Raw genomic sequence first — 26,116 nt, forward strand, 5'->3', positions numbered from 1 at the left:
ATGCTTCAGTAAAAAACAAGAGGTGGAATAACTTGGAAAAACCGACGGTTCTCATAATTGGAAAACCCAATGTGGGAAAATCAACATTATTTAACAGAATGATTGGTGAAAGAAAATCAATAGTTCACGATATGCCTGGTGTAACGCGGGATAACGTTTCCTCCACAATCCAATGGGACGATATATCTTTTACATTGGTAGATACTTGTGGAATATTCGAACAACCGGAAGACAACATAGAAGAAAGGCAGAAAAAAATAATTTTTGAAAGTTTAAAAGACGTATCTTTGGTAATATTTGTAATCGATGGAAAGATTGGACTTACCTCAGAAGACTATCACATTGCTGACTACTTAAGAAAGACCAATTCGAAAGTTATCTTAGTTATTAATAAGGCAGAGAATTTTGAAAAATACGAGCTTGAGATGAAACCAGAGATCTACTCTCTTGGCTTTGGTGAAGGAATCCCTGTTTCTGCAGAGCATAACAAAAATATTTTTACTTTAATGGATACTATCGCAAATACTTTAAAAACTTCTGGCTTAAATTCGGAGGAATCTGTTGATAGCGAGAAGGATAGCGAAGAAATAAAAGTATCTATCGTCGGGCGTCCTAACGTTGGGAAATCTTCTCTTTTTAATAGCATAATTGGTTCAGAAAGGGCTATCGTTTCAGAAATACCTGGAACAACCCGAGACGCCATTGATCATCTAGTTACAATGGGCGATAACACCTTCAGATTTATAGATACTGCTGGAATGAGAAAAAAAAGTACCATTCATTATGCAAGTATTGAAATGTTTTCAATATCAAGAACAATCAACGCAATTGAAAAGTCAGATGTAGTAATTTTAGTAGTTGATTCAACAGAAGGAATAACCCACCAAGACAAAAGCATCATAGGTATTGCAGAAAAAAGAGGAAAGGGAACGATTATAGCATTTAACAAGTGGGATTTAGTTAGTAACAACCATCAAAGAAAGGAAGAGTTTTTTAACTATTTTGAAAAAGAACTCTACTTTGTAAATTATAGTCCATTAGTTTTCACATCGGCACCTAAAAGATGGGGGATTCAAGAATTAATAACCGCTATAAAAGAAGTCGAAAAATCAAGAAACAAAAAAATCCCAACAAGTGCGTTGAATGCAGCTTTAGAAAAATACACATTGGTTACTCCACCACCAATTAAAAAAGGAAAAAGAATCAAATTTTACTATGCTACACAAGTTGGGACCAAACCACCTGTTTTCGTATTCTATTCAAATTTACCATACGACATACCAAAATACTATCAACAAGGTTTGAGAAACATGATAAGAAATTACATTGATCCTTTCATTGGTTCGCCTATATTTCTAAAATTCGAAGCAAGAAAAAATGAAGAAACTTCAAAAACCAAGCAAAAAACACTATAAAATTTGTTGTTAAACTTTGACTAAATTATAAATCCTATTTCAGGGAGGAAAACATATGTCCATTGCTGCTTTGATCATCAGTTATCTATGTGGATCTATTCCTTTCAGCTTCTTGATTCCATGGAGTAAGGGGATAGACATAAGAAAAACTGGAAGCGGAAACGTTGGAGGAACCAATGTTTTAAGGGCTTTGGGGCCAAAATGGGGACTCCTTTCAATAACACTTGATTTTTTGAAAGCATTCATTCCCATTTTAATAATAAGACTTATTTTTGGTGTTGATTCGTGGGTTCCTTATTTATCTTTAATTGTACTTGTCTTAGGTCACGACTATCCAATTTTTTTAAAATTCGAAGGTGGAAAAGGAGTGGCTTCTACATTAGGTGGTTACTTTGCTTTGAGCCCGATGTTAGGTGTAATATTTCTGTTAGTTTGGATATCTGTCGTATTATTGACCAAATATGTTTCTGTATCGTCCCTTTTAGGTTTGCTTGTAACCGCTATTTTAAGTTATTTTTGGAATTTAAAATTGGGTATTACCTACACACTTTTATTTTTTCTGAGCTTGTATAGACATAGATCGAATATCAAAAGGTTACTATCGAATTCTGAAAATAAAGCAGACATTATAAAAATCCTAAAAAAGGAAGAAAAGATTCAATGAAAAAAGCACTTATCACCCTTTTTATTTATCTTTTGCTGACTAACGTTTGGATATTCTCTCAAGAATTATCAGAAAGTGAATTAAACTCTAGAGAACTATTTTCAGATAGTCTCCAGTTGTTATTTGAAGGGGAAAAATACGAGGCACGTGTTCAATTAAATCAAGCAATGAGTGGAGAAATATATATAACAGATATACCCAAACTTTGGTACTATGCAGCAAAATTGGATTTACAGTTAGGAATGATAGACAAAGCCATTCAGGACTTGGAAAATTCTTTGTTATTCTCAACAGTAAATGAAGAAGCTAATACATTGTTGAACTTTATAAACAGTATCAAAAATTTTTCACTTTCCAACTATGCCACACCTGTATTTCTTGAAATTAGCCAAACAGCAGGCGTTAAAGATTCTTTTGAAAGATTTTATAATCCAGTAGATTGCGAAATCATCAATTCAAATTTGTACGTTTTAGATTCTCAAAATCACTTGATATTTAAAACAAATAACTACGAAGAAACTTGGATAAGATTGGACAAAGGCAAAAATTATTATTCTATAAACGCTGACGAAAATCTAAATAGAGTTTACCTAGGCTCGGATAAAGGGATTTATTACTTTGAAAGTTATTCTCCAATTGTTAGAAAGGAAATTAAAACCAATTCAACGGTGGAAAGTACGGTATTAACAAACGAAATAGAAAACCAAATAGAAGTTTTGACAGAAGGTTTTCCATTTGTGATTTACGACATCGATAACGCTGGAAGATTAGTCGGATACGATCCATACAACAATGAAATAAAAATCATAGGTTACAACGGTGAGATACTTCAACAAAAGAAATTTGATCATTCAATAACGTTTCTCGATGGAGCCTTATGGCACAACAATTTATACTTAATTGATTATGCAAGTTCATCAGTTTTTAATTTCGATATATTAAAAAATGAAGTGGTGAACACAACAAAACTACCAAATAAAACTTATATTTCTCTTGATGTTCTTCCATGGAATAAAATTTTAGTTTCATCAGTTGAAGATGGCATAGAAATTTTAGAAGAAGATGGAGAACTCAACCCAATCGATGATAGTTTTAATGGTAAAAATACTAGTCAATTCAGGGGAAAAGTCAAAATTGAAAATGGTGTGCTTATCCTTTCGGATTTAGAAGATAACAAAGTTTACTTGGAAAGAATAGATTCAAATACTGAAAGTAACCTGTATATTTTGAATTTGTACGGGTTGAAGTATAGTAAAAACGATCGAACAGTGACCCTAAAAATTAATGTCAACGATATCTCAGGCGAAAAAATGGATTTTTTGACCAAAAATATATACGTAATGGATTCAGGGGGTAGAGTGCCTTTTAATTACCATCGTACTTATTCGTTATCAGATACTTATGAATATGAAATTAACGATCTCTTCCAAGTTCATGTACCCCAAATTAACACCGATTCGAAGATATTAACACATGGTGAGATCGACACAGAACTAACCCCTGAAAAGACGATACCTTTTATCCTTTCAAGTAGTTCTTTATTCCACCTGACTAATGGAAAAGAAGTAAACGCAAACTTAGAAAACCTTGCCTTCATGAGCGGAGGAGGTATTATAGATCAAAGCCAAGAAGAATATCTGAAAAGTTATTTGAAAGTTTCATACAAACCTATTGATTACATAGAATACAACTTATTTCCTCCAATAATCAGTGGGATAAATCCAGCCGGTGTTTCTCTGTTATTAGAAGATAAAACTTTAGTTGATACTCTTTTTTACTATACTGAAGGGGATATAAATGAGTAAAGAACTGGCATATTATTACAACCAAAAAGCAAACACCATGTTAGAAAAAGGGAATTATCTAAATGCTGCTTCATATTATAAAAAAGCGATATCTTTACTTCCTGAAGATCCTATGTTCTATCATAACATTGGGGTCTGTTATATGCTAAGTGAAGATTACGAAAAAGCTAGTAAATTTTTAGAGATTGCTTTAGAAAAAGGCATAGACTTAGACGAGACAAACCTTTACCTTGCCCATTCATTATACGAAATAGAAAAGTATGAAGACATATTACATTTAAAAGAACCTCAGGATGGCCAAAACAAAATAAACTTTTTGATCATAAAATCAAAAGCCGCGTTGAAAAGTGGAAACAACGAAGTTGCAAAAAAGATAGTAAGTCATTTAAAAATCTCGGGTTACAATTCTCAAGAATTGGAACTAATAGAAAAAATGATATAACAAAAAATTTTAGTGGGGAGGATAAAAAATGAAAAAAGGTAGCTTTATTATCATTCTTTTAATTCTTTTGGCTTTACCAATTATTACATTCTCATATAACGTAAGGATGGGTGACATCTTAGGAATTTGGGTCTTAGGATATCCTGAATATTCAATAACCAATGCAATTGTGGGGCCAGAAGGAGACGTCACGGTACCTCCTATTGGCAGAATAAAAGCAGAAGGTAGAACTTTAGAAGAAATTGAAAACGAGATATCCACTAAAATGGAAAGTTACATAAAAACTAATAAAGTTACAGTAGGAATCACCCAGTATGCCCCTTTTTCGGTAACGGTTTTAGGAAACACCAACATAAACGGGGTCATTAACATAAAAAACGAAAAGATTAAACTTTCAGATCTAATTGGATTAGCTGGTGGGATAAAAGATATCACTAACTCCTCTTATGCGTTGATCAAATCTCCCGATGGAAAGGAACAAAAAGTTAATATCGAATGGATCAAAAGTGGAGAACCTGGTGAAGATCCTTATATATATGAAAATTACTTTGTTCTCTTCCCTTACGATTATACCAATAAGGTCACTGTTTTTTCAGACTTCGGCACGTCATCTTTAGATTACTATGAAGGTTTGACGTTGAAAACCGTCATCTCTTCCATGAATATACCTACTAACAAGATGCCTGCTGAAATTATGATTGTTCGAGAGGGAAAAATTCAAGAAGTCCCATTTGATGAAATAGTAAAAAAAGAAGATTATTCCTTACAACCAGGTGACACAGTAATAATCCCTTACAACTATACTAATAATGTTCTTGTTTTTTCTGATTTTGGATCAGCTTCTTTAGATTATTTTGAAGGCATGGGAATAAAATCTGTAATAACGTTACTTAACGTTAGTCTAAGCGAAGTAGAAGACTCTGTAACAGTTGTTAGAGAAGGAGAAACTACTACTTTATCTTTACAGAAAACAACCAACAATGAAGATTTTTTTCTTCAACCTGGCGATACAGTAATAATAAACAGATTTGAAAATTATGTATACTTAAGTTCACAAGAAAATTCACAAAGAGTTGACTTTGAAAAACAAGAAAGAATGAACATCAGAACACTCTTAACTAAAGTTGGTATAAGTGAAGAAAATGTGGAAGAAGTTCGAGTAAACAACCAACCCGTAAATTCGAATACTGAGCTAAAAAAAGGTGATTTTGTTCAAATTACACTTAAAAGAAACTATGTTTATCTAAGTGGAGCATTCAACACAACGGGAAAGGTTGAATTTTTGCCAAACGAAAAAATAAGTATGGATAAGATAGTTGGATTAGCAGGTGGTTTCAGTAATAATTTTTCAGGAAACTTGGTTATCGTGGATAATTCTGGAAGTACAAAAAGTTTAACCGTTGATCCGAATAACTTAACTATGTTGAAAGATGTCTTAGTAAGTTCTGGCTCAACGATAATAGCCGACACAGAATTAAGAATGGCTTATATATTCGGAGAATTCTCTAATGTTATGGCCTACAATCAAGGAGAAAGTTTGTATGAACTACTGCTCCCATTAAACTTAGATGAATCCTACCAAGTTAGATATCAAATCGGTGAAAAAACCGGAACTTCAATAGCGAATGAATTTGACAGTTTAAAAAATATTCTACTCGAAGGCAAGGCCTTTGTAGAGATTTCAAAAATTGCTCCAGACCAAATTATCGTCTACAAGGCAGGAGAAACACAAGTTATTCAACAAAAAAATGTAAGGTTAATAGATGTCTTCTCGTCTGTAAATGGGTTCTCCCCAGTAGATACTGGAACAATAGCAATCTACCAAAATAATGAAGTTATAAAAACGATCAATTCTGAAGAATTATTGAACAATTTAATGATGGAAGTTCCTAAAGGTTCCTACGTCGTTGTTCAACCAGAAGTGAGTGGTTCATACATAGCTGTTTTGGGAAATATCTCTCCAAAAAGTCTAAGAACAGATGTTCCAATGAGTTTAGTTGAGATTCTCTCGAGCTATGATCTTACAAGCTCCGCTATCGACTGGAAAAACCAAGAGAGCATCTTCATCTACACAAAAAACAACGAGGAAATAAAAGTCGATATAAAAGACGTTGAATCACTAAGAAATGTACTTGTTAACCCTGGATCCATAGTCTACGTACCACCGGCAGAAGAGCAAGTTGTTTACATCTTTGGAGAAGTAACAAAACCCGGTATTATCCCATACAATGCAGGCATGACAGTGCTAGACGCAATACTCAAAGCAGGAAACGCTTCTCAATCAGCTCAATTAACAACGGTATACTTATTCAAAGATGGCCCGGAAAATCCACCTGTAACTTTGGACTTATCTGGAATAATAAACGCAGCCCCTGTAAAAACCGGGATGAACCCAGAAGTAAAACCAAAAGATATTATCTATATTCCAAAAAACACACTCACCAACATCGTAGAAGTTATGAGTACGGTACAAACATTCATGAGTTTTATTAACGCTGGCTTTGACACATACGCTAATGTATCTGGTCTGTTTTGATAAAATAAGAAAGGTGAAATTTGTTTGAAAACCTCTGAATGGCTTAAGAAGTACGATATAAGATTAAAAAAAGGGTTGGGTCAAAATTTTTTGTCTAACTCGACTGTGTCTCATGAAATAGTAAAAAAAAGTGAAATCGATGAAAATGACGTAATAATAGAAATTGGAACCGGCAACGGAATTCTCACAGAAGAGATAGCAAAGAAAGCCAAAAAAGTAATAACGTTTGAAATTGATGAAAGGCTCAAACCACTATTAGAAGAAAGGTTTGAAGTTTCCAAAAATGTTGAAATACATTTTGAAGATTTCCTAAACGTAGACCTTTCTAAATTCAAAGATATTCCAAAACTGAAATATATAGCAAACATCCCATATTATATCTCTTCAAAAATATTAGAAAAGATATTTGAAGAATCACCAAAATTCGAATACGCTATTTTTATGTTTCAAAAAGAGTTTGGACAACGGTTGATGGCAAAATCAAAAAAAAGTTACAGCCCTTTAAGTATATTCGTTCAGACTTATTGTACTGTTGAAAGAATCATGGATGTATCTAAAAACAATTTCATACCAATTCCAAAAGTAGATTCAGTAATATTGAAATTCAACCCTGTGTACAAGTATGTAGAAGAAATAGATCCAAAAGATTTCATGAAATTTGTTCACATATGTTTTTCTAAAAGAAGAAAAACAATAAAAAACAATCTAAAGGAGATTATACCTGATACAGAAAAATATTTAACTGAGGTACAAATTGACCCCTCATCTCGACCAGAAGATATTCCCATAGAAACATACATACAACTATACAAAAAATTGTTGGGGCGAAGGGGCGCTAACAAAGGTTTCTAAAGGCAATAGTAAATTTATCTTTGGAGGGATAGAAATGGCTGAAGAGAACTATTCAGAAAATAAGAATGAAAATAAATTAGAATACGAAAGTTTAATCAACCAAGAAGAAAAGAAACCACCACAAAACAGAGAGAGATTAATTATTATTACAACTATTATTGCAATAGTTGTCTTGGGTATTGTGATTATATTTTCTCTGTTGTTTTTTGGTGGAAAGTATAATGTAACGATCAACTACGAAATAGTTGCGTCAGAAGGTCTAAAAGAACCTTACAACGAAATAAAAGTTGAATTGATTGGAGCCAATACTTACGAAGCATCTTTTCCTGTTGGAGAAAGTATAGAATTAACGTCCATAGAAGAAGGGACTTATGAGCTAAATATCATGCAGTCGATGATACAGGACTTGCATATTACTATTATAACAACCCAGAATTGTTTGTGAATGAAGATAAAACCCTAAGCGACATAAATCTCGAAAAATTACCCCTAAGATATCAAATAGATTATGAATGGATGATAACGATTTGTACATAACACTCCCACAAGATTATGACCAATATTTAATTTATAGAAGAAACAGTGATGGAATGTACGAACCTTATAGGACCTCCGCCCAGAATACACTTATTTTAAGTTCAGTGCCTTCGGAAGGATTGGATCTGAAATTTGCTGTTGTTAGAAACAACATGGTTTATAATTTCTCTGAAAATTATTATTTTCAAAAAAACAGTTCTCCCATAAGTCCAATAATCTTATCACCATCTGAAAATCAACAATTAAGCGAGTCTAGTGTGTACTTCGTATGGCAAGCTGAAGATCCCGATAGAGATTCATTGGTTTTTGATTTATATTTAACTGCGGACTCAGGACAAGAGCAACTCATAGCAGAAAATATCGATACATATTTTTATCGATTTAATTCTTTGGAAATGGGAAAAAATTACACCTTAAGAATTGTTGCAAAGGATCAAAAAGGCGGAGAATCTACCTCTCAAATACGCTTTTCCACAAAAGTAGTGCCCGAAGAAAAAGTTTATCTCTACTCACCAAGTGGCGAAATGGGGGTAACTATATATGAAGTTACAGATCCAAGTAAACCCCAAGAAATCGCTACAATAGACACGCCAGGAAACGTCACAGATGTAATCAATCACGATAACTATCTATATATACTCAGATATATGGAAGGATTAAGCATCGCAGAAATAAGTAATCCTAACTCTCCCAGACTACAAGAAAACTTGAATTTAGAAGGTATTAACGGAATTAAAATCGCCAATGGTTATTTATACGCTAGATTTGAAAATGGACAAGTTAGTGTCTATTCAATTAAAGATAATCCACGTAATCCAGAATTTCTAGGATACACTGACATCAAATTCTATGGTGCCCTAGAACCTGAAATAAGATATATTCAAACTCAGCAAGACTTAAAAGTCGAAATTATCAAAGGCGAGTACCCGGTTAGAGTCAACCTTAACAACCGTGTTTTTGTTACAGAATATTCCCTTTTAGTTGCCAACGCAGAAATGAAAGAAACTGTAGAAAATTCCTTTTCGCAAGTGTTTGACACTCTTAGACTCATTTTCTCAACTTATAAACCTGAAGATTTTAGAAATAATGAGAAAATTGCCGAAATTGAGAACAAATTGCTTTCAGCTTTAAATGAATTATTTAAAACTAACACTACTAACGGTATAAAAGAGGTAAATTTAGAAATTTCTAGAGTTGAATAATCTCCTATTTTGTCAATTTTTGCTTTAGATAGCATTGTTCTCTGAAGGCTGCTATTTCAGCTTCGAGATTTGTATTTGCAGAATCTCCAAAAAATGCATGAATCATTGGAACAACCAATGAAGGATCTCGTTTTGATACTTCTTTGGCGATGGCATCCATTTTTGCCATCGCCACGCCTTCTTGCATGCAAGTGAAAGGTCCTACATGGAATATCCCAGAAACTTTTTGTCTACCGTTTGCCAATTCACCATTTAAAAATTTTAGAAATATCCCAATTACCAAAGGTGATTCTCCTACAATATCACCGTGGTACTTTCTACTATTTTGCATGTCATCGATGATTTTTTGAGGTTTGGGTAAAACAGCGTGGTCTTTAGAATACGCCCCAAAAATTTTTTTGAAACGCCAATCGGTGAAGCCCATGTAATTATCCACAAAACGGAAAAGAAAATTAGGGTTTCTTCTTTCGTTAATGTAAATTACATATTCTAACCATTCAGCTATTGTCCCTCTGATTATTTCTAACCTTTCCTCTTCTATCCTTTCCATTACATAATCTGTGTAAGGATCATGTTGTCTTGAATATATTTCCCCTATGTACAATACTAAAGGAAGTGAATGTTCTTTTGCACTTGGGGATAACTTTGTGAAAGTATCTATAGCGTTTTTCACCCATCTTTTTAGATATTTTATAGAACCGCCTTTTTCCATCAGTAATTGTTGTAGGTTTTCCCATAGTTTTTGTGTAGTTTCATCGAAATCGGAAAAATCATCTGCATATGGTCTGAATCTTCTGATTAAATCATCTGTCATATCCGCCATTTTTATTGCCCTGAAAACGTTTATTAATGCATCGGCTTTCTGATAAAGAGTTTTAAACTGTTCTGGTGCCTCTATCTGTAGGTAACCTGTATCAACAGAAGGGCTGATTATAGGGATATTGTCAAGTCCTTCTTTATGTAAAAAAATCTTCAGAACTTCTCCATACTTACCAAAACGACATGGGCCAGAAGTGGTCGGTAAGAATATAACTGTATTGTCATTTATCCAGTCCTTTCCTTTATCTCTGGCTATTTCTTCCAAGGTTGCCATTGCATCACCAACGACGCCTCTTAACGGGAAACAAACTTCCGTTGTGATAAACCTATCTGCCGCTTCTTTGGCTTGAACTGTGGCTGTTGGTAAGACCTTTGCTTCTATCCCGTAATGTTTAAGTATAGCTTTTCCTAGGTTACTTGCCTCACCCATGTAGGGAATGAGCCACTGCCTCTGCCCCAATTTTAATTTGTCCTTATGACCATCTGGGAATAAAACAAAATCTTTGAACTCCAAATCAGTTTTTGGTTTACTCTTTTTTACAACTCGATCGTGTGCCTCAGCCCTTGTAACAAAGGGGGCGTTGTTGGTTTGTGCATCTGTCACTAAATGCAAAAACGGTTTGTCTGCTCTTTTGAATATCTCATCTTCATGATAAAATTTGACTGAGTCAGGTCCGCAAGCAAAATTCATCTGTCTTATTGGAAATAGTTTTGGATGTTGTGCAACGAATATAGAAGCTTGGAGAATATGTGCATTTTGATACCAGTATTCGTTGAAAGAAAGTTCATCTATCGGAATATCCTTGTAGTACTCTTCCAAAAAAGTTTGTGGAATATAATTCATACCTCTTTGGTTGGTGAACATAGAACCTGATTGTGAGGAAGCCTGAGGGTCTAATACAACATAATCTCTTCCCAATCCTACATACCCCACCTCTTCACTTTTTTTCTAATTTGTTTAAGAATCTTTCCCCTTGTTTGTGTAAATCGCTTTTGAATGCTTTTAATTTTTGATCTGCATATTCTATGGCTTCCAATATCTTTTCTTTGGAAATATTGTAACCAATTCTTTTTAATTCATCGTATATCGCTTGAGCTGACCTTTCTTTATCTTTCCAGTAAAGAACAGGCAGAATCTCTCTATCTTCTTCTAATCCCAATATGTCTTGTAACAAGTAACCTTCAGCCTCTGTATATATGCAGAATTTTCTCATAGGTTTTTTATCTCTTACTTCTTCAATAACCGAAGGGTTAAACAGATGTTTTATCCTTTTATCTTTTGCCAGCAGATCCCCGTGACCTATAACAAGTTTCATAGCTATACAAAACTCTGTAGGAGCAATATTAATACCTCTTTGTGCAATTTCTTCATCTGAGACTGGAGATAATACTGGTAAAAATCCAATTTTACTAAACAATGCGGCAGACCAAATACCTATTTCTCCTAAGGTTACTCCAGCTCTGTGAATACCTACCGTTTTTTCATTATCGACATTTATTTCGTCCAACTTTTCGTATTTTATGCCTTCAAAATGTTTTTCAAACAATCTATGGAAAATTTCAACATAATCTACTTTTACCTTCTCTGCCCCTTCACTGTTCCCTCTTGGACAAAAACCACCTGTTATAACTTTTTCGCCTGCTATACTAAAGATTTTTAATCTGCAATTTCTTACCTTACAGGACAATTTGCCGAAGTAATCTGAACACATTACCTCTTCTTTTTCAAATTTCATATCTACTACTTCAAAGCCTCTGAAAGCTGAGCGCACTTCTTTTCCTTCTTTTTTCACCTTCAATATCTCTTCTCTTAGAAAAAGACCCGCTCCCCATGCTCCAAACAATTCTCTGTGGGGATAAGCGTAGATATCTTTGTTTGTAACTTGTGCCATTGCAGCCAAAAATGCTTTCCCCAAGGCTGGTCCCCCTTGACAAGAGCATTTGTTTTGAATATGTTGTGGACCTCCAACAAATTTATTAAAATAGCTAGCTGCGGTGGATCTGACTATCGCTGCAGCTATCTCTTCTTGTGAAAAACCCTCGGAAATTAAACGGTTTTCTTCCATTTCCATGAAAACGCCACAGGTAGAATCTATAATGGGTACTTTTTCTGCTTTCAACGCTGCTTCTTGAAGTGTCGATTTGACATCCAAGCCTAACAGTTGAGCCATGTTCTCCAATGTTTGACCAGCTCCGGCTTGACATGAGTAATTCATCCTAGCCTCTTTTATCTGATCTGTAGCTTCTTCTCCATTAAGTTTGAAAGAAGTGAACTTCATATCTTGTCCACCGATTTCAAATATCGTATCGATCTCTTCATCGTGAAATTTAATTCCCTTGGCGTGACATGTGACTTCATCAACGGCTCCATCTAAAACTGCGTATCCTTCTTCTTCTAAAGTTTCTTTTTTCTTTTGACTTACTAAAATTCTCTCGTACAATTTTCTGGCTGATCCTGTGGTACATACACCAAGAACATTATAATTATTGGATTTTTTGGCTAAGTGTCTAAACACTTCTTTAAGAGCTCTTTCTGGATCACCATGGGTGCTGATGTAAATTTTGTCTAAAAGGGCACCCGTTTCAACGTCCACAATCGCAGCTTTTGTGGTGGTTGAGCCTCCATCTACTCCTATGGTTACATCTCTAACCACATCAGGTTGCACTTTCTCAATTTTTCCTTCGTAGCTGTGGACTTTATCAAGAAAGGCATAAAGAGGCTTAGCATAGGGACGTTTACTCTTCGTAAAATTAGAGATCTCAGAAAGTCGGTTAAAATCTATCACAAATTTGTTTTTCTTTTCTAACGCTTCCAGAGCTATCCCAATAGCTGCAACAGCGGTATGGTACTTAGGCCTTTTTACATTTAAATTAGTTAACATATTGAAACTTTTGAGGATATAATCACTTGAAAAGACTCCTCCTGTAGCTATGGCTGAGAGAGATGGATCAAGTTCCCTCGCTCCAATCACGTCATTTTTAAAATTCCTAGCTACTGTAGAGTACAATTTTGCAACTAAAAAGGGCCTTTGAGCACCTTCATTTTGTTCGTGGATCAAATCTGATTGAATTACAACACCACATCTAGCATTGAAGCCCTGAATATCGCTGTAATCTTTCACCTCGTTTTCTGCTTGGGCATACAATTTTCTCATTAGTTCAATTTTTTGTGAGTAATCATCTATCTGAAAAAACTCTGAATCGTTTTTTAAGTATAATCTTTTCAATTGTTTTTCTACTAAGATTCCCGAACCACCACCACATTTGCTGTTAGCTGACCATTCCAAAAGGTTCACCTTTTCTTTAAGATGTCCAAGTCTTAAAAAATAGGAGTCTTTTGCTCCAATGTGGAATACATAGGAAACATTTGGTTCAAGAAAAGAAGCACCTTTGGGGATAGTAACGCTCTCGTAATCAAACAAGAGTTCGGGAAACACTTTGTTGAAAAGTTGTGCCCCTATTCCGGTAAAAGAAGTGGAAAGTATCTCCCCATCCAATTCAGGCTTTATCGATTCCCAAATCTCGGGTAACCTTTTTAACGGCACACCAAAATGTGGAATACTTTCTTTAACGTATTTTAGTTTTCCTTCTTCATCAATGACCGCTACATGAATACTCGATGAGCCAATATCAAACCCAACGTAATACATATCTTTTCTCCCCTTAAAACCAAAAAAATTCTCTTTTTTTTGAAACCCTAAAAACTACTTTAGCATCCCTTTGCCCCACAGCCCGCCTTATCCATTTTCTTCTCACTATTATGATATACCTTTTTACAATCATAATCAAGTTTCTTAAGATCTTATAACAAACAAAAAAAATTAAGCCCCATTAAGGGGCTATAAATTCTATCCGTTGCCTTTTCTTGATTTTTGCTACTCCATACCGGTAAATTTTTTCAATCAATGAGACTATAATTGTTTCATTATTTCTTTGGTATTTTCATACAACTTTTTGTATAAATTGAAGTATTTATCATAAACACTTTTGTTATTAACGTCTGGAGAAGTATTTTCTTTGAACTTTATCCATTTCTTAATATCTTGTGAATCGTGAAATACACCTGTTCCTAAGCCAGCTAAAAATGCATCTCCTAAAGGTGCTTCAACATCTTGATCCGTTCTTTTCATAATATATCCTGTCACATCTGCAAATATTTGAGTCCAAATATCACTCTTAGCAGCTCCTCCTACTAAGTAACATTCGGAATTCAATTTCATTCCAGTATTTTCTGCATATTCCATATTATGTCTCAGGGAATAGGCTACAGACTCCATAAAAGCTTTGTAAAGATGTCTTCTTTTGTGGTACAAGTTAAGTCCTATAATAGTTCCTTTAGCACTTGATTCCCAAACAGGTGATCTTTCACCCATAAAATATGGCAAAACTATAATCCCATCACTTCCAGGAGGAATATCTTTTGATTCCAATTCAAGAAGTGAATAAGCAGAAATACCTCTTTTTCTTTCAAATTCTTTTTCATATTCCCCGAACTCTTCTCGAAACCATCTCACTATGGCTCCCGAAGTGGCTCCTCCCCCAAACGTGTATATCTTTGCTAAATCATCTACAACATATGGAAAACTAACCAATTCAGGGGTTAGGTATTTGCCATCGTGAATATTGCCCCAACATGTCGAAGTTCCAACCATAGCTACGTGTTCACCTTCGTTGACAGATCCCGCACTTAATTGAGCAACGGGAGCATCTATTCCTCCAGCGATTATCGGGGTGCCCTCTAAAAGTCCGATCTCTTGAGCATATGTTTTATTAAGGGCTCCTACAATCTCAGAAGATTTAACTATCTTTTCAGGCAATTTATCTGAATCTATTCCAAGCATTTTGCACATCTCTTCTGACCAATATTTTTTATGAATGTCGAAAATCCCTCCGATATTACCTGCAGAAGAGAAATCTATTATTACTTCACCTGTTAATTTGTGAATGACGAAATCTTTTGGTGTTATAAATTTATAAGTTTTGTTCCAAATATCCTTCTCATTATTTTTTATCCAAATGATTTTTGTGAAACCAAAGTAACTATCAACATAATTACCTGTTATCCCAAATAAAGTTTCTTTGGGAACATTATTTTTAACCCAATCTGTTTCTTTTGTTGCTCTCCTATCCATCCAGATCAAGCAGGGCCTCAGAGGGTTGAAATCTTTATCAACCGGGATTCCCGAACCTCCATATAATCCACTGATAGCAATTCCTGCAACAGTTTTTGGATCTATTTTCCCTTTTTCTATTGCTAGTTTCAGAGTATCAATCACAGCATCAAACCACACATTAGGCCATTGTTCAGCCCAATTGGGTTGAGGTGTCAAAACAGAATATTCTTTAGAAGCTTCTGCAATGACTTTTCCATTTTCATCCGTGATAACTGATTTAGTGCTTTGAGTTCCGATATCCACTCCCACTAAATACATTTTTAGTTCCTCCCGGTGTACTTTATATTTTTATTATAGTATAAGCAATATTTCTTCTTTCATAAGTATATGCAACCATTAATTCAGATTCACTGATTATCTGAATCCATGGATATGAATATTCTTTGTTTTTTGAATTTTCTAAAATAATTTCTTCATGCCACGTATTTCCAAAGTCATATGAAGTAAAAATAGACAACTTTTCTCTTTTACCCCAAAACGGATCCTCCAAATTAGATAACTTTCTAGGATCTTCAATAATTTCTCCTTTCTCTAAACCCAACGGATTACAACAACAAACTAATAAATTTCCTATCTTTTCTAAAGCCACTCTTGAATTTGGATTTGGTATTCCTGTAGATTTGGGTTTATCCCATTCTTTCCTTTCTAAGTCATAAGTTGTTTTATAAATATAACCATCTCTAGTTCTTAGCAACGAAAAAATGTGATTTTTAATTTCGACCATGTCTTGTTGAATATTTCCCTTTTCCGTCTGAATCTCACCAAATTTTTTCCATTTGTTTCTTTGAATATCATTTGATATATAGGGGGTACTAATCCACATCTTTTCATTATATATAGGAAAAACATATCTGTTATCTCTTAATTTCAATAATTTAGTTCCAAACAAAAGGTTATTGTTAACTAGAGAAAAAGGTTTTTCTTGAGTCCAAGTTGTTCCTTGATCATAAGACTCTTTATACCACAATGACGTTTCAGTCCAATTTTTACCTTCCATGGCAACATAATAAACCCTTATTTTATTATCAAATAATACTGGGCAGGTATTCCCCAGAGATCTCACAGGATCCTGCACAAAAAGTTTTGGAGATTCCCAACTTCCTTCAAGAATATTGTACCGGGAAGTAAATAAATCAACATCTTTATTACCTTCCCAGGTTCCCGCAAACCAAAAGGCTAATATTTCTTTTTCATTGATTTTACACAGACTTACTGAATGAGAACTCAGTTTACCTGGGATTTTGTCAAATATAAAAGATTTTCTAATAACATCCATTTTTTCACTTCCATATAAATTTTTTTCAATCCAAAATCTGATAACCGATATTTTTAATCTTACAAAAATGTACCAACTCATCTAAATAATTTCCATATACCCCATGTGTATGGTTGCAAGGATAATATTCCAAAAAAGTTTCCATATCAGTATCTAGTTTAGCATATGCATGTGGCCATTCGATTTGCACTTGTTCGCTCAATCTTTTCTTTTCTTCCTCAGAAAGTTCGACAAACTCAGCGGGAACTATCGTCATTACATAATTTCCATCTTGTCTTGCAAGTCTTGCTAATGTGACTCTTCCAGGGGCTGCAAAGTGTTTAACAGCACCACCACCCGCTGGAAAATAAAAATCTTCAGGGTGTATAATCACGTTTTTCAAATTTTCTTCAGGTTTGTTAGATTTTCCTGCAAAATATGTCGCATGCTGTCCAGAGTTTGCTAAATCCAATAAATTCTCTTCTTTGAAGTAATGCCTCACATCAGCAAACAGTACAGGGGTTTGGGCTATATGTTTAAAGATTTCCATCGTTAAAGCTCCATCCATATCTGTTTCGGTTGCTGCAACAATAGGTTCCTTTGCACCATCAAAATCGTATGGATCGTTCAAAAAAGCTTCTGCGATATCTAATGTTGTATAATTATTTGTCATTTCAGGTTGGCCCTTGAATCCAACAAAATCAAGCTCTTCTTCTTTTATAATTTCAAGTGCAGCGTAATATAGTCCTATCTGTTTTTCTAAAATTTCAGGGGTGAGTCTTTTGCCGTCATATTTAACGGTTGCCAATTTTTCAAGCCATTCTCTTGCTTTCTTTTTTTTCTGGGATGGTACTTGTTCAGCTTTTAAAACTAATGCATATTGGTCTACTTGTTCAACATCGATTCCAAATTCTTTCATCCATTGATCTCCGTTGGCAGAAGCAGTGTACATTCCCATGGGTCTTCCACCAAACATTCCATACCTTTCTCCTTTTAACCTATGTGCAGCACTGGCAGCACGTATGTATTTTAGTAATTTTTCTAAAACCGTCGGATCTTCTGGCTCACCCCAAACTCTTTCTGGGAATATTCCTATTTGCTCTAAAGCACCAGCTGCAGCTAACAATCCTACCATTCCAGGATACTTTGGATTTATTTGGCCATAAGTTAAATACGGTCCAGGGGCATAAAGTGAAGCCATAACACTTAAGTGAGGCCAACACCATATAGAATAATTGAAGATCGTCATTTCCACTTCTGCCTTTAGCATTTCTTTTCCAGCTTTTTTGGCTTTGGATGGTTTGTTTACAATGTCTGAAGCTCTCACTACTTCTACTTCACCAGTATTTTCTAACGCTTTTACCAGCCTGTCTTCAAATTTTTTGTTCATCTCCAAGGTTTCCTTATGAACAAAATCTCTACCGTCTGAAAATGTGATTATTCCTACTTTCCTTTTTTGCATATAAAAATAACCTCCTCATTCTACTATATTTACTATCTTTAAAAATTCCAAAAAATATAAAATATCTCCTTTCCTAGCAAAAATATTTTTATTCTATCTATATACACCAATTAACTATTTAAATCTGAGGTAATATTTTTCTAATTTGCTTAAGAATTTGACTAAATTCTACTTGAAGTTTGTTGGTTTCATGTATGCCTAATTCTCTAAAAGGTTGTCTCACGTAACCTCCATCAATCCCTCTGAGTTTCATTCCTGCTTTTAAAGCAGGAATATTTCCATATTTAAAGAGTTTAGCAATCTCATTACCAAAATAATGAAGTTTATTTGCTGCTTTAAGATTATTTTCTTTAAAACTTCTAAAAATAGCTAAATACAATTCGGGAAGAACATTTGCATTTCCTGAAACTAACCCATCGCACCCTAAACACAACGCTGGATAAAAAAGTTGATCTGCTCCTGTAAAAATTTTAAAATTATTCTTTTTTAATTTTAGGTATTCTTGCGTTCTCATCATATTGCTTGAACTATATTTAATACCTGCTATATTTTCAACTTTATCTAACAATTTTCCTAAAATATCAGGATTTACATCATTACCAGCTGCTTCAGGAAAATTGTAGACAAATATCGGATAATCTTTTGGAACGTTGTTGGATAGTCCAACGTAAAAGTCTAAAATCTCCTTATCACTCATTTTGAAAAAATATGGTGCAATTGAGGTAATTGCATTAGCACCAATATCTACAGCATGTTGAGCAAGAGAAAATACTACTTTTATGTTGCTACTACCAACGTGTACTATCACAGGAACAGTTCCTTTTAATTCATCGACAACAATTTCGGCAATTAATTTTCTTTCATCCATACTTAATGAAATTCCTTCCCCAGTTGTTCCTAGAACCAAAATCCCATTAACTTGCTTATTAGCTTGATATTCACATAAACTTCTTAATAACTCTTCATTTATATTTCCTTTTTCATCAAAAGGAGTTACAAGTGCTGTGATTATTCCTTCTAAATTCATATATAACACCTCTTTAGCTAATATTTTGAATGAAGTAAATTATTTAGTCACACCTGACCAACTCATTCCTTTAATTATTTGCCTTCTTAAAATTAGAAAAACAATCATTACAGGAATCGAAGCCAAAAATGCGGCGGCCATAAGTAAACCATATTCAATATCATATGCTCCTTGCAATGTATTCAAACCTATTGGTAATGTGAACTTATTAATTCTTTGTAGTGCTATTAAGCTCCAAAAATATTCATTCCAACTAAAGATAAACATGTAAATCCCTAATGCAGATAAAGCAGGAGCTGAGACAGGAATAATTATTCTAAAAAGAATGTCTAATCTATTACAACCATCAATTCTAGCTGAATCCTCTAATTCAGTTGGTATTCCTATAAAAAATTGTCTCAATAAAAAAACTCCTATTGGCATAGCAGAAATAGGTAAAATAACTGCAATTAATTTATTTAACAAGTTTAAATTATTCATTAAAAAATATAGTGGGACTCCATTTATTTGCCAAGGGATTAGCATACTTGCGAGTAAAACAACAAACAAAAAATCTCTTCCTTTCCACTGAATTCTAGCAAAGGAGTATGCTGCAAATATTGATAAGAAAAGTGAGATTAACGTTGAAAAACCAGAGACAACTACACTATTTAATAACCATCTTCCAAATGGCCAATTATTAATTACACCTCTAATGTGTTCTAATGTAAAGCTTTCTGGGATCCATTTGGGAGGTCTAGTGAAGATTTCTGGTGTTGGCTTAAAAGCAGTATCAACCATCCAAAAAACTGGTATCAACCATAATATGGCTATTATTATCATTATAATATCAAAAAATTTTGTGTTTCCGCGCTTTTTCAAAAAAACCCCTCCTACTCTATCCTTTGTTTTCGTTTCCCATGTATCTCATAGCAATCAAAGTGAAAATAAAAATAATTACAAATAAAATAAATCCGATTGCAGCAGCCCTCCCCATTCGGAAATATGAAAATGCTTCTCTATATAAATATAAAGCTAAAACTTCGGAAGATCTACCGGGCCCACCTTCAGTCATTATCATCACTTGTCCCAATACGTTAAATCCAGAAATTATTGTTAAAACCATTGCAAAAAGAAATTGAGGTCTTATTAGAGGGAATAAGATTTTAAACATTATTTGCCATTTGTTAGCTCCATCAATTATTGCAGCCTCCACTATTTCAACAGGTTGACTTTCTAACGCTGCCCGAAAAATTGTCATCCTATAACCCATTAACCACCAGGCACTTGCAAAAGCTATGGCTGGAATAACCCACACAGGATGATTCAGAAATTGTGGTGCGTTAGAAATCCCGATCATCTTTAATGATTCATTAATTAATCCAAAGTCAGGATCAAAAAGCCATTTCCAAACAAGACTAATTATAGAAACATTCAAAAGATATGGGAAAAAGAGAGCACCTTCTACAAAACCTTTGGCTTTACTTTTTGAAAAATATAGGAAGAATGCAAATAGTAATCCAAAGATTAAAGTTAAAGGAATCATAATAAGGGCAAACTCAAAAGTATTAAAAAAAGCATTCCAAAAACGTTCACTTGTAAAAAGATACTTATAATTTTCAAAGCCTATATATTCTGATCCTCTTAAAGGGTCCCAATTGTGTAAGCTAATTATAAAACCTGAAATAACAGGCCATAAGGTAAAAACACTCCATACTATTACAAACGGTAGAGCAAATAAAATTCCACTCCATTGATCTCTAGCCCTTTGCTTCAAAACTTATCACCTCAATATCTATATTAATAGAGGGGGAAAATCCCCCTCTATTAGTATTCATTCTTCTGATAGAATTCTGTTACATTCTTCTTCTGCTTTTGCTAAGGCTTCTTCAGGTGTCAATGTTCCGTTATAAGCCTGTTGAACATGAACTTGAATAGCATTTTCTAACTCTGCTGCTTTAGGGTGGTTTGGGGGATAATGTAAATAACCTTCCTCTGCCATTAGACTAAACACATTTAAACTTTTTCTCCATACAGGTGAATTTAACAATTCGGGAGAATTTCTTGATTCGTTGTAAGCTGGAGAATGTCCACCAAACATACCCCACATATAACTTAGTTCCGTTATTCTTCTAATTAATTCCATGGATTGCTCATAAATTTGAGGATTTGAGGTTGCTTGTTTAGGAATAACAAGATTATGGCTGTTCCCCCAAGTTGCGGGACTGTTAAATATGGTTGGTATTTTTGCTACTCCATAATTTATCTGAGCGTTTTCAGCTGAATAATAGTACCAATTCCCAGCAAATAGTATCCCTAATTCTCCAGCAGCAAACTGCTTAAATCCATCTGAACCGGGAATATTCCAATTCCATTCTTGAACACTGTTTACCAAATACTCCAAAGCTTGGAGTCCCTTTTCATTGTTGAAAGTGGCTTTTGTATAATTTCCATCAAATAATTCTCCGCCTAATTGCCAATAGAAAATATACCAAGCTCTCATCAGCTTTCGAGCAACCCCATCTTCTGCGAAATGAACTGCATAATATCCGGCTTCTTTTATTTTTTGGGCTGCATATTCCAGTTCTGCAGCATTAGTTGGGGGATCATCAGGATCCAACCCAGCTTCTTCAAAGATATCTTTGTTATACCACATTGCCCACATATGGGTATCTAATGGAATACCATAATGTTGACCGTCAAAAGTTGAAGAGTCCCATACATCAATATAGAAATCTTCTCTGGAAAATCCAGCTTTTGCTAATAAATCACCTGCCGGGGAAGCATTCAGTGGGGTAAGTGCATCTTTCATAGATGGAAACATATTTGAATGTACAATACCAACCTGAGGAGCATTCCCTGCAACTACTTGATTTATAAGTTGAGCGTAGTAATTTTCCCATGCTCCTTGCACCAATATAACATACATGTCTTCTGATTCTTGGTTGATTCTTTGAACGATCTTTTCCATAGCTTGTGCATCACCACTATGAAAAAGAGTAGTGTAATAAAGAGTGGTTTTTTCAGCAGCAAAAGCAATCGTTAATCCAACTATCAGCAAACCAAACAGTAAAAACTTTTTAAACCTCATAATACCACCTCCATATTAAAGTTATAGGATACTTATAAGAAATTAGAAAATTTATCTCTTATACATAATTCTTTACTGATTTTCTTTTTATTAATTCTCCTTTTAATATTACTCTCATAGGTCTGGCATATCTATCTTCTATCCTTGACAGCAAAGATGTGGCAGCTATTTTACCTTCTTCTAATATTGGTTGTTTTATAGTCGTTAAAGGTGGATCTATCAGTTCATTTTCTGGTAAATCATCAAATCCAACTAAAGACAGTTCTTCAGGAATTTTTATGTTATTTTTTTTAGCTGCGTAGACTATATACTTAGTTATATTGTTGTTTGTAGCTATTATCGCCGTGGGTAAATTATTTTTTCTCTTTAGATCTTTTAAAACTTCTATTGTTTTTTCGTGAGGGTATATATCTTCACATATCCACTCATTTTTAACGGGAATATTCAACAGTTTACAACCCTTTAAAAATCCTTTGAGCCTTTCTTCTATGGTAAAAATTCCTTTTTTAGATAAAAAAATGCCTATCTTTTCATGGCCATTTTCTTTTAAATACATTAAGGCTTGAATAATTGCATCTTGGTTATCTACAATCACATGATCAAACTGATTCTGATTATAAAACATTCTATCGTAGAAAACTATTGGTATACCAATTTTGAAAAAGTCTTGATATATTCTCAAATTGCTTCTACCAGTACTTTCTGTAACTGGTGAGGCTAAAATACCTTCAACTCCATGACCGATCATCCAGTTTAAATAGATCTTTTCTTTATCCACATTCTCGTCGACGTTACTTAACAAAATCTTATATTCACGTGGGAATAAAACATCTTCTACTCCTTTTAAAAATTCCAAAAAGAAAGGGTTCCTTATATCAAACGCTATAACCCCAATAATCTTTGATTTTGAATTTTTAAGGGTACCTGCGGATAGATTTTTCATATATCCTAATTTTTGAGCGGTATCTATAACTTTTTTTCTTAATTCTTCACTTGCACCAGGTTTACCAGACAACGCCCTTGAAACTGTAGAGGGAGAGATATTCAAAACCTTTGCGATGTCCTTTATTGTTGGTTTTTGCATGGGATTACCCTCCATAAGCATTTAGTAAGCAATCGATTGCGTTACTAATTCTTATTATAAATTAATAAATAATAAAATCAAAATTAACTCTCGACGAGTAAATCGAAGATTTTTGATAATAATTGGCTTTATTTGGCAATAATTCCAAATTTTGGACTAAATTGGCGGATTTTAGACAAAACTACCAGAAACTCTCTATTTATCAAAGAAATATCTATTGTAAATTTTGTGTAAATAAAAATCCCATTAAAATTTAGATGGGATAGTTTATGATTTTTTGATTCTATTGAATTATATATGCAGCTTTTAAGAAAGACTTTGGGTCAGAAGATATATATTTTATTATCTCTGAAAGATCGCCAGCACTATTAAGAATTTTCACGGCTCTTTGCATGGTGAAAGGATTTACATTGGAGCCAGTGATCGATCTCATTTTCTTTAATAATTATTTTAGCTATTTCTGAATTGGGTAATATTTGACAGACTGATTCTTCTTTTGTTACTTTCATTTTTTTCAGATTTTTCAAAGAGTAGGCGTGAAAAATACGGCCGTGATTAAAAAAGCTATTATAGATATAACCGTACTTATTGACAACGTATTATATACGTAACTTTTTTCACCCGCTTGTTCGTTTTCTTGATTAAAAAAGAGAGGAATAATAAATGGCGGAGGTAATATTACAACCGACAGTAGAGCAACGCTGTAAAGAGGTTCTAATTGAAGAAATTTATTAAAAACAAAGTTCCCAACTAAAAGAGCAATAGGTACTAATATTAACAGTCTAACGCCAATAATTTTTACAGGTAAACTCATATTACTGGTTTTAAAATTAATTTCGTATCCTATCACTAATAGTATTAAAGGCACTGTTAAACTCCCAAGCATATCGATACTGTTAATAACACCTTGAAATAGGAAATTTTCACTAATTAAAGATTTTATCCCGCTAGAATTGATAATGATCCCAAGTAAAATAGCTATAATTATCGGAGAAGTGATAAAAGATTTAAATAACCCTACAAAATGCAGTCGCTTTTCTTTTTGTTGAAGGCTCAATAACATAGCAAATAATACAAACCAAACGTATATCTCCTGGCCAAGATCAACCACAGCCATATATTTAATGCTTTCCGTACCGTATATTGCTCCAAAGAGGGGTATGCCAAGCATACCAACTTCAAAACCGGTGAAAAGCAAAGGTAAGTGAGGATCCTTTAACTTTGTAAAAAATGCAAAACCCTTACCTATTAATAACATCAAAAGATTGATCAAAAAAACAATTAGAATGACAAAAAAGAACTCTATAGTTAAATTAACATCCAGAAACGATATGAATAATAGTGCAGGAAGTGAAATGTTAACGATCAATTTCTTGATTTCACCGACGGAATTGTTAGAGATGAACTTCTTGATTTTTAAAAAATAACCAACACCTAACAAGATGAAAACCGGTATGATCTTAGGTATTATTTCAATATAATTTGTATTCATTGTATAATGTCCTTTCGAATTTTATTTGGTAAAAAGCTTAAATTATATCACGAAAATATTGGGTAAATAACCTGGAATTAAATCAAGCTTACCAACGGAAATAAAGAAAAAAGATACTCTTACCTATTTTGTGTTTTTTTACATGATACCAGATTATTTGATCATTTATTCATATTTAATTTTTTCTATCCATACTTTTTGGAAGGGAACCAAGAAATATGTATTGTAAATTTTGTGTAAATAAAAATCCCATCTAAATTTTAGATGGGATAGGTTATGATTTTTTGATTCTATTGATTTATATATGCTGCTTTTAAGAAAGGCTTTTTGTCTGAAGATATATACTTTTTTAGCTCTGAAAGATCACCAACATCGGTTAATAATTTTTGAAAAAGGAATTCATTGCTATTAAGAATTTTCACAGCTCTTTGCATGGTGAAAGGATTTACATAAGAGCCGGTGATCGAAATTTCCTCACTGTATATTTTAAAAGGCTCTACTTCCTTTGATTTCAATCCCTTTGGTGTGACTCCAAAATCTATAATTTTTCCACCTTTTTTTACTAAGTTATAAGCTGTTTCAAAACCTGAAACAGTCCCAGAACATTCAAATACTATATCAAATTTTTTAGATTGACGATTATTGTTAGGATGCTCTACTTCCAAGCGAAACTCGTTTTTTATAAATTCTATTTTTTCTTGAGAAATCTCAAATATAACAGTTTTTCCTACTGAAAATCTGTTTAACAGCATAGCGAAAATCAAACCTATTGCTCCTCCTTCTGTTATTGCTATATCATCAGTGTAAGAGAAATTAGAAAGGTCTATTCCATGGATTATACAGGAAAGAGGCTCTGCAAATATCGCATCTTTTACTTGTATATTTTCGTTTAATGTATAGATCTGTTCATTTGGAACCGAAAGAAATTCAGCAAAACCACCATCTCTATTTACCCCAACTGCGTTTAGATTCTCACAAAGATGAATTTTACCTTCCCTACAATACTGACAAACACCACAAGGTCTATTTGGATCAATGGTAACTTTGGTTCCTTTCTCAAATATCTTAGATTTTACTATTTCTCCAACGATTTCATGTCCTGGTATAAGAGGATAAGTAGCCAAAGTTTCCCCCTTAAAGATTTTTAAATCCGTCCCACAAACCCCACAACCTAATACCCTTATCAATGACTCATTTTCCTTTGTAGATGGTTCCTCTTTATTAATTACTTCAATTTGATGAGGTTGCTTTATATAAATAGCTTCCATAAGCACACCTTC

At 33.8% G+C, this 26,116-nt stretch carries 20 protein-coding genes; 8 read left to right on the plus strand and 12 right to left on the minus strand.

Translation table 11 applies throughout. The annotated features are described in order from the left end of the window. Positions 1–32 precede the first annotated feature (32 nt). The 8 genes from der to NAAC61_RS06135 all read left to right on the plus strand — a co-directional run bounded on the left by der (position 33) and on the right by NAAC61_RS06135 (position 9,453). Positions 33–1,415, plus strand: a complete 1,383-nt coding sequence (gene der, locus NAAC61_RS06100) for a ribosome biogenesis GTPase Der (RefSeq protein WP_012209408.1) — start codon at positions 33–35, stop codon at positions 1,413–1,415. A 55-nt stretch (positions 1,416–1,470) separates the two neighbouring features. Next, entirely contained in the window at positions 1,471–2,079 is a 609-nt protein-coding gene (gene plsY, locus NAAC61_RS06105) for a glycerol-3-phosphate 1-O-acyltransferase PlsY (RefSeq protein WP_012209407.1), read from the plus strand. Further along, complete coding sequence (locus NAAC61_RS06110) at positions 2,076–3,884, plus strand: hypothetical protein (RefSeq protein WP_202695504.1); 1,809 nt, start codon at positions 2,076–2,078, stop codon at positions 3,882–3,884. Before plsY ends, NAAC61_RS06110 begins: the two co-directional genes overlap by 4 nt. Further along, positions 3,877–4,326: a tetratricopeptide repeat protein gene (locus tag NAAC61_RS06115; protein WP_012209405.1), complete on the plus strand. Its 450-nt coding sequence runs from the start codon at positions 3,877–3,879 to the stop codon at positions 4,324–4,326. Before NAAC61_RS06110 ends, NAAC61_RS06115 begins: the two co-directional genes overlap by 8 nt. A 28-nt stretch (positions 4,327–4,354) precedes the next feature. Next, the gene (locus NAAC61_RS06120) at positions 4,355–6,862 is read left to right on the plus strand and encodes a polysaccharide biosynthesis/export family protein (protein WP_202695505.1); all 2,508 of its coding nucleotides are present in this window, start codon (positions 4,355–4,357) and stop codon (positions 6,860–6,862) included. Between the two features lie 24 nt (positions 6,863–6,886). Then, positions 6,887–7,714 (plus strand): 16S rRNA (adenine(1518)-N(6)/adenine(1519)-N(6))-dimethyltransferase RsmA, encoded by an 828-nt coding sequence (gene rsmA, locus NAAC61_RS06125; RefSeq protein WP_202695506.1) that lies wholly within the window; start codon positions 6,887–6,889, stop codon positions 7,712–7,714. A gap of 34 nt (positions 7,715–7,748) precedes the next feature. Further along, positions 7,749–8,159 (plus strand): hypothetical protein, encoded by a 411-nt coding sequence (locus tag NAAC61_RS06130; RefSeq protein WP_202695507.1) that lies wholly within the window; start codon positions 7,749–7,751, stop codon positions 8,157–8,159. 82 nt (positions 8,160–8,241) lie between these two features. Next, entirely contained in the window at positions 8,242–9,453 is a 1,212-nt protein-coding gene (locus NAAC61_RS06135; protein WP_202695508.1) for a flagellar basal body-associated FliL family protein, read from the plus strand. A gap of 4 nt (positions 9,454–9,457) precedes the next feature. Here NAAC61_RS06135 and NAAC61_RS06140 read toward each other — a convergent pair whose 3' ends face one another. The 12 genes from NAAC61_RS06140 to NAAC61_RS06195 form a co-directional block, all read right to left on the minus strand. Beyond that, positions 9,458–11,191: a 2-hydroxyacyl-CoA dehydratase gene (locus NAAC61_RS06140; RefSeq protein WP_202695509.1), complete on the minus strand. Its 1,734-nt coding sequence runs from the start codon at positions 11,189–11,191 to the stop codon at positions 9,458–9,460. A gap of 19 nt (positions 11,192–11,210) precedes the next feature. Then, positions 11,211–13,922 (minus strand): BadF/BadG/BcrA/BcrD ATPase family protein, encoded by a 2,712-nt coding sequence (locus tag NAAC61_RS06145; RefSeq protein WP_202695510.1) that lies wholly within the window; start codon positions 13,920–13,922, stop codon positions 11,211–11,213. 261 nt (positions 13,923–14,183) lie between these two features. After that, positions 14,184–15,704 carry an FGGY-family carbohydrate kinase gene (locus tag NAAC61_RS06150; RefSeq protein ID WP_202695511.1) on the minus strand — a complete coding sequence of 507 codons (1,521 nt, stop codon included), beginning with the start codon at positions 15,702–15,704 and terminating at the stop codon, positions 14,184–14,186. A gap of 22 nt (positions 15,705–15,726) precedes the next feature. Continuing rightward, positions 15,727–16,803: an exo-alpha-sialidase gene (locus tag NAAC61_RS06155; RefSeq protein WP_103079298.1), complete on the minus strand. Its 1,077-nt coding sequence runs from the start codon at positions 16,801–16,803 to the stop codon at positions 15,727–15,729. Beyond that, positions 16,748–18,163 (minus strand): L-fucose/L-arabinose isomerase family protein, encoded by a 1,416-nt coding sequence (locus tag NAAC61_RS06160; protein ID WP_202695512.1) that lies wholly within the window; start codon positions 18,161–18,163, stop codon positions 16,748–16,750. The genes NAAC61_RS06155 and NAAC61_RS06160 overlap by 56 nt, the downstream gene beginning before the upstream one ends. Positions 18,164–18,281: 118 nt before the next feature. Next, positions 18,282–19,190, minus strand: coding sequence for a dihydrodipicolinate synthase family protein (locus NAAC61_RS06165; protein ID WP_202695513.1), 909 nt, complete (start codon positions 19,188–19,190; stop codon positions 18,282–18,284). A 39-nt stretch (positions 19,191–19,229) separates the two neighbouring features. Then, positions 19,230–20,051 (minus strand): carbohydrate ABC transporter permease, encoded by an 822-nt coding sequence (locus NAAC61_RS06170; RefSeq protein WP_103079295.1) that lies wholly within the window; start codon positions 20,049–20,051, stop codon positions 19,230–19,232. 16 nt (positions 20,052–20,067) lie between these two features. Beyond that, the gene (locus NAAC61_RS06175) at positions 20,068–20,946 is read right to left on the minus strand and encodes a carbohydrate ABC transporter permease (RefSeq protein WP_103079294.1); all 879 of its coding nucleotides are present in this window, start codon (positions 20,944–20,946) and stop codon (positions 20,068–20,070) included. Positions 20,947–21,003: 57 nt separating this feature from the next. Further along, positions 21,004–22,260, minus strand: coding sequence for an extracellular solute-binding protein (locus tag NAAC61_RS06180; RefSeq protein WP_202695514.1), 1,257 nt, complete (start codon positions 22,258–22,260; stop codon positions 21,004–21,006). Positions 22,261–22,318: 58 nt separating this feature from the next. Next, on the minus strand, positions 22,319–23,344 hold the full coding sequence (locus tag NAAC61_RS06185) for a LacI family DNA-binding transcriptional regulator (protein ID WP_202695515.1): 1,026 nt from the start codon (positions 23,342–23,344) through the stop codon (positions 22,319–22,321). A 523-nt stretch (positions 23,345–23,867) separates the two neighbouring features. Beyond that, positions 23,868–24,836, minus strand: coding sequence for an AEC family transporter (locus NAAC61_RS06190; RefSeq protein ID WP_202695516.1), 969 nt, complete (start codon positions 24,834–24,836; stop codon positions 23,868–23,870). 290 nt (positions 24,837–25,126) lie between these two features. After that, positions 25,127–26,104 (minus strand): alcohol dehydrogenase catalytic domain-containing protein, encoded by a 978-nt coding sequence (locus NAAC61_RS06195; protein ID WP_202695517.1) that lies wholly within the window; start codon positions 26,102–26,104, stop codon positions 25,127–25,129. Positions 26,105–26,116 lie beyond the last annotated feature (12 nt).

The organism is Petrotoga sp. 8T1HF07.NaAc.6.1 (genome assembly GCF_016772115.1).
Taxonomy (GTDB): Bacteria; Thermotogota; Thermotogae; order Petrotogales; family Petrotogaceae; genus Petrotoga; species Petrotoga mobilis.